This window comes from Vibrio sp. OPT46 (assembly GCF_015163535.1).
In the GTDB taxonomy this organism is placed as follows: Bacteria; Pseudomonadota; Gammaproteobacteria; order Enterobacterales; family Vibrionaceae; genus Vibrio; species Vibrio alginolyticus.
This window is the reverse complement of the sequence record NZ_JADDYG010000298.1, coordinates 38,163-42,633: the sequence shown is the minus strand read 5'-3', so window position 1 is coordinate 42,633 and position 4,471 is coordinate 38,163. Positions and strand designations below refer to the sequence as shown.

Below are 4,471 nucleotides of genomic sequence, written 5' to 3'. Positions count from 1 at the left end.
CGCCAAAAAGCAGCAGAAACCTGAGGAATATCAGAACAAGCTTTATCAGAGAATCATCCGTTTGGAAAAGCAGGCCGAAAAGCTGAGGCAGAACTTGCATAGCAGGGGAGTGCACGTGAATACGAACAATCGCTTCTGCATTACGTTTGAAGGAGAACTGGCTAAAGATAAAGTAGACAAGTTTATGGTTTGGGCTGCTGGTGCAAGAGGGTGGTCATTGAATTGCAGAGATTTGGACCTGAGCGATATAAAACAAGACGCGAGCCACTTCTATCAATCTGAATATCAGCGATTTAAGGAGAATCAGTCCTATTGGCAATCACTATTACATGAATCTATACCACACATGGAAGTTGATGAAAGTGAGCTTTCTTATTGGTATAGCATTACGGCAGATTATCTTGAGGGGCGGCTTTTTCCAATATTGAGTTAGTCCGGTTTGTGTCGTCATAAGAACTTAAAGGTTAGAGTAGTGAACCGCTATTTCTTAAAGTTGATTTAAAATGCTATTGCTTGCATAAAAATCTGAGCTGTAGGCCACATAAAGGCTATTGATTATTTGCTCGTCAGTTATGTGAATGTTATCCAACGGCTTTGTTTGTTCGAGGGATACGAGTATGAAGCATAATTTGAGTATAGTTGGACGAAAAACGAATCGTCCTAGTAATCCAACTGCAGCTGAGTTGGCCTTAGATCGTTTTGATGCGTTAGTCGACGATTTCTATAGCAAGTATCGTGTGGCTCCACCTGCGGGTGAAACTGAACAGCAAAGAGCAAAACGACTGCAGTTTGAAGCACAAGACTTGAGGTTTTTGAAAAAAATGAGGATTGAACTCATTGCTCATGCTCGAGTTGAAGATATGCAAGCTAAGTTACAATCGTACTCTGCAGAAAACTTAAAAAAAAATGCGAAAGAGTTGTTCGTTGAAAAGCATCATCCGACGACGAAACTAGCTAATAATCTAACCGCTGCAGGAGAGCCTAAACCGACTAAAAACCATGAGCCTCACCATATCATTCCTGGCTCGGGAAGGTTTAGAAAAGCAGAAATGAGAGCCGCAAGGTTAAATTTGCACATGCATAAAATTGGCATAAATGCGCCCGTAAATGGTGTTTGGTTAACAAATTATGCGAAGCATACGGACTTTAACTGGGAAGCACCTAAGTCTCCGGCTCACCGTTCGATCCATACATTTAATTATGAAACTTGGATTAGTTCCAAATTTTCGAAGGGTATTCCGAGTAAACAGCACTTTGAGGCTAACTTACTTCGGGTCAAAATGGAGTTAAAGAGTGGCACCTACCCTAAAGAGGTCTTGGAAGCTAAGAATGAAGTTTGGAAAGGATGATGACGGTTTATAAAATTACAGATGATTTAACTAAGTTTCAGTCGGTATGTTCTGGCCCAGATGAAATCGCTACCCAGTTGGGGGATTTCGACTATTTTGAGAGAATCTTATTGCAGGCTGTTGAAAATAAATCTCTGAAAGATATTTGGAAGTCTGCGGAGGTCGAGTTTGAAGATGTATTAACCGATAACTCCGTATTGCCTGATATTAGCTTATGGTTACGAACATATCTTGTTTTATCGCCGAGAGCATATGAAGCTTTAAATAGTTTCTTATCTGAAAGCGGGGATTTTTTACCTGTCAATTATCAAAGTGAACAATGGTATTTATATACATCGCTGACTTTTGGAAAAGAAGATAGACAAAAGTGTGTAGAGAAGATCTCATATGGAAGCCCTGATGGGTTAGAGGTTCTTGCATTCATTGATGATGATGTGAAAGATAAAGTGATCTTTAAATCAAGATTAGAAGGGGCCAGCAACTTATACTGTACAGAGAGGTTCAAGGCTATGTGTGAACAAAATCAGCTTAATGGACTCGTATTTTCTTCTAATCTGACAGATCCATTTGATTGATGAGATTGTAGTCATTACTCAGATTCTGGTAATAAATGTACCAAGCTAGTGATTCTCATCCTACTGGTTTGGTACACTTAAATTAGATCAAGATTTTTTAGCTTTTGGTGTTATATTTTTTGAACTTTAGACACTGCAGAGACTTTTCCATTTACAAAGTCTACTTTTGTGAATGGACAATACGTAGCATTGCTTGACTTACAATCATAAAAGAAAGTCATACCCTTATCACCATTTTTGAATTTTGTGGTTTTCTGTTTTATAAAATTAACAGAGTAGGCCGCTTTAACAGCACACTCTGTCATTCCGACAGATACTTTGTTATCTGCAATGCTTTCCCACTCAGCATCAGAGAAAACACCTCTCTTAACTAGTTCGTTCTTAGCTTCAATAGAGCGATTCGCTCTGGCCCCATAGACAGCACATAGGTTTAAGTCACTAGATTTTGTAAAGTCTGCTGTATGTACATTGAATTTTTCATTATTAGGTTGTGAAGCACAGCCAGTTAATGCAATGAAAACACTGGCCAGAATGATTGATTTGTTCATTAATAGTCTCTCTAAAAGTTACATTTGTTTGCAATGTAAGCAACTTGATATTTATGCCTACTATAATTTTGATGTTATTTACCGAAAAGAAGTGCTCTTGGTGCTGTATAGTTAGTAGCTTTGGCTAAAGCTACACTAGCGATAAAGCTAGATATTGATAAAACCACACTGAAAATAGTTATCGCTTGCCAACCTTGAACAAATCCATGCTTATCAATTTCAAACCAAATTGCCGCTGGAACAGCACCTGCTATAACACGATAAACACCATGAATGGCAAACCCGAGCTTGTGAGTGAACTCGTGTGCCCTTTGTAGCGTTGCTGAAATAGACTGGTTTGTTTTTAAAACTTGACTATTTAAAAACCAAATAACTAAATGAATACATAATAAGTATAAGAAGTAGTTGAGTACAATGTCACCAGGGTTCAAAGACGATAAGCTTTTTGCCGCTGAAAAATCAGGTTGATTGCTGAGCAATATTATCGGCACAGCTCCAAGTAATAATGATAATAGAATTTCTGTTGTTATAGTTCTCATAAAAGTCAGATTGTTGCTTGTATTAAAACATAATTTTCAATACTGATATTGCAACCTTTAATAATTCTCTTCAATTAGCAGATGTTTAATTAGTGATATTAATCAGTGTTCAGCTTTCTTGTTTGATTGAAAAGTAACCTTCAAACTGAAGGTCATGCAGCAATACTGCTTTAAAATTGAAATGCTTCAAATGAGTAATTACAAAATGAAATCTCCTCACTGCTAATCAACTAACATTCTCCAGCAGAGATACGTTTTAGCTACTTTATGTGTCGTCATAACAAACTAGTGACTGGTATCTAAAAACCACTGTGGAAAACTGTATGGATATACAGTATATTTCACTAATGATTGGTAAGGGTGTTGATATGTCGAATAAAAATCAAAACGATATCTTGTTGTCTGCTTTAGAAATCGTCATTGATGGTGTGGCTAATAGTGAGGCAACAGAGAGGACTAGAGCGGCAGGTGCATATATTGCTGGCTTAATACTGGCTGATACAAAAGGGCAGTTGGACTCCGAAAAACAAAAAGCCATCTTGAGCATTGTCGAGATGGCTTCTGAAGTAGATAGCACGGCGTTTATACAAGATTCACTATAGTATCGAGAGTTGATGTTTGAGCTGTTGTCGTGCCTCTGGCGGCAACGCCTTACATAAATCAAAAGCTATTTGACTAGTTGTTTTTGCCGATGGGCTTAAAGTGTGACTATAAGACAAGTTCATCACAAAACTATGCCCGCATTCTGGGTCACTACAACTGCAATATAAATCGGCATGACTATTGGATAGTCGATTGGATTTTTGAATTCGGCTTTTACAACCACACTCCGGACACAATACTCTCATACAAGCACCTAACTTATTGACTGACCAAATAATGATACGTCAAAGGGCTGTGTTTTTGTACAGGTTTATGAGCATTCTCCAAACGTAGTATCAAATTTTAAATGTAGATTTTTGATATTTCTTATCTCTGGATCGTTGTTAACTTCATCCATAATTAATTCGCATACAGGTATGATTTCGTCTTTGGCATACTCACTGCCAATTTTGACGGGGTCACCCAGATTAGTCGTTCCCTGGGGAATTATTCCTGCTTTTCCTATAGGGAAGCGATGGCCTACGAGAATATCTTGCGCAGTGATGTTTTTGATTCGCTCAAATTCATCTTTTGTCGCGATATCGCCCACCGGGATTAGCTGAATCCCTTTTTCTGCACCGCCTGGAATATTAACAAACATACTTCTAAAGTTACCCACCCCTTTGGAGCTCGCGATTTTTTCCTTCAGCATTTGTTCGTCGTCATCACTAAGGTTTGGATCCGTGGCGTAAAAAATGAATCCCATGTGTGCACCGTTCTTGTAATAGCGACGACGAAATAGCGTTGCATCACGGTTTAGTAAGCTACTTTGTAAACTACCTAGATAGTCAGGTAATCCATAAACTTGTTGCTGCAGA

6 protein-coding genes and 2 pseudogenes are annotated in these 4,471 nt (G+C 38.4%); 4 read left to right on the top strand and 4 right to left on the bottom strand.

Annotation, left to right across the window (positions count from 1 at the left end):
- The 3 genes and pseudogenes from IQR33_RS33100 to IQR33_RS13620 all read left to right on the top strand — a co-directional run.
- Positions 1-433 (top strand): annotated as a pseudogene (locus IQR33_RS33100) (hypothetical protein); the annotation flags it as partial.
- A gap of 184 nt (positions 434-617) precedes the next feature.
- Positions 618-1,349, top strand: a complete 732-nt coding sequence (locus tag IQR33_RS13625; RefSeq protein WP_017635458.1) for an AHH domain-containing protein — start codon at positions 618-620, stop codon at positions 1,347-1,349.
- Positions 1,349-1,924 carry a hypothetical protein gene (locus tag IQR33_RS13620; protein ID WP_017821163.1) on the top strand — a complete coding sequence of 192 codons (576 nt, stop codon included), beginning with the start codon at positions 1,349-1,351 and terminating at the stop codon, positions 1,922-1,924. Before IQR33_RS13625 ends, IQR33_RS13620 begins: the two co-directional genes overlap by 1 nt.
- 110 nt (positions 1,925-2,034) lie before the next feature.
- Here IQR33_RS13620 and IQR33_RS13615 read toward each other — a convergent pair whose 3' ends face one another.
- Positions 2,035-2,472: a hypothetical protein gene (locus IQR33_RS13615; protein WP_017821164.1), complete on the bottom strand. Its 438-nt coding sequence runs from the start codon at positions 2,470-2,472 to the stop codon at positions 2,035-2,037.
- 74 nt (positions 2,473-2,546) lie between these two features.
- The gene (locus tag IQR33_RS13610; RefSeq protein ID WP_193837618.1) at positions 2,547-3,011 is read right to left on the bottom strand and encodes a hypothetical protein; all 465 of its coding nucleotides are present in this window, start codon (positions 3,009-3,011) and stop codon (positions 2,547-2,549) included.
- Between the two features lie 323 nt (positions 3,012-3,334).
- On the opposite strand from IQR33_RS13610, the gene IQR33_RS13605 reads away from it, so the two are divergent.
- Positions 3,335-3,613, top strand: coding sequence for a hypothetical protein (locus IQR33_RS13605; protein WP_017821166.1), 279 nt, complete (start codon positions 3,335-3,337; stop codon positions 3,611-3,613).
- Here the strand turns inward: IQR33_RS13605 and IQR33_RS13600 are convergent.
- The gene (locus tag IQR33_RS13600; protein ID WP_017821167.1) at positions 3,608-3,859 is read right to left on the bottom strand and encodes an ogr/Delta-like zinc finger family protein; all 252 of its coding nucleotides are present in this window, start codon (positions 3,857-3,859) and stop codon (positions 3,608-3,610) included. The two genes, IQR33_RS13605 and IQR33_RS13600, sit on opposite strands and share 6 nt — an antisense overlap.
- A 65-nt stretch (positions 3,860-3,924) precedes the next feature.
- Positions 3,925-4,471: pseudogene (locus IQR33_RS33095) on the bottom strand (phage portal protein); the annotation flags it as partial.

Excerpts from the sequence above, each read along its gene's own strand:
- IQR33_RS13625 (WP_017635458.1), top strand. The coding sequence starts at position 618 with ATGAAGCATAATTTGAGTATAGTTGGACGAAAAACGAATCGTCCTAGT.
- IQR33_RS13620 (WP_017821163.1), top strand. The coding sequence starts at position 1,349 with ATGACGGTTTATAAAATTACAGATGATTTAACTAAGTTTCAGTCGGTA.
- IQR33_RS13615 (WP_017821164.1), bottom strand. The coding sequence starts at position 2,472 with ATGAACAAATCAATCATTCTGGCCAGTGTTTTCATTGCATTAACTGGC.
- IQR33_RS13610 (WP_193837618.1), bottom strand. The coding sequence starts at position 3,011 with ATGAGAACTATAACAACAGAAATTCTATTATCATTATTACTTGGAGCT.
- IQR33_RS13605 (WP_017821166.1), top strand. The coding sequence starts at position 3,335 with ATGGATATACAGTATATTTCACTAATGATTGGTAAGGGTGTTGATATG.
- IQR33_RS13600 (WP_017821167.1), bottom strand. The coding sequence starts at position 3,859 with ATGAGAGTATTGTGTCCGGAGTGTGGTTGTAAAAGCCGAATTCAAAAA.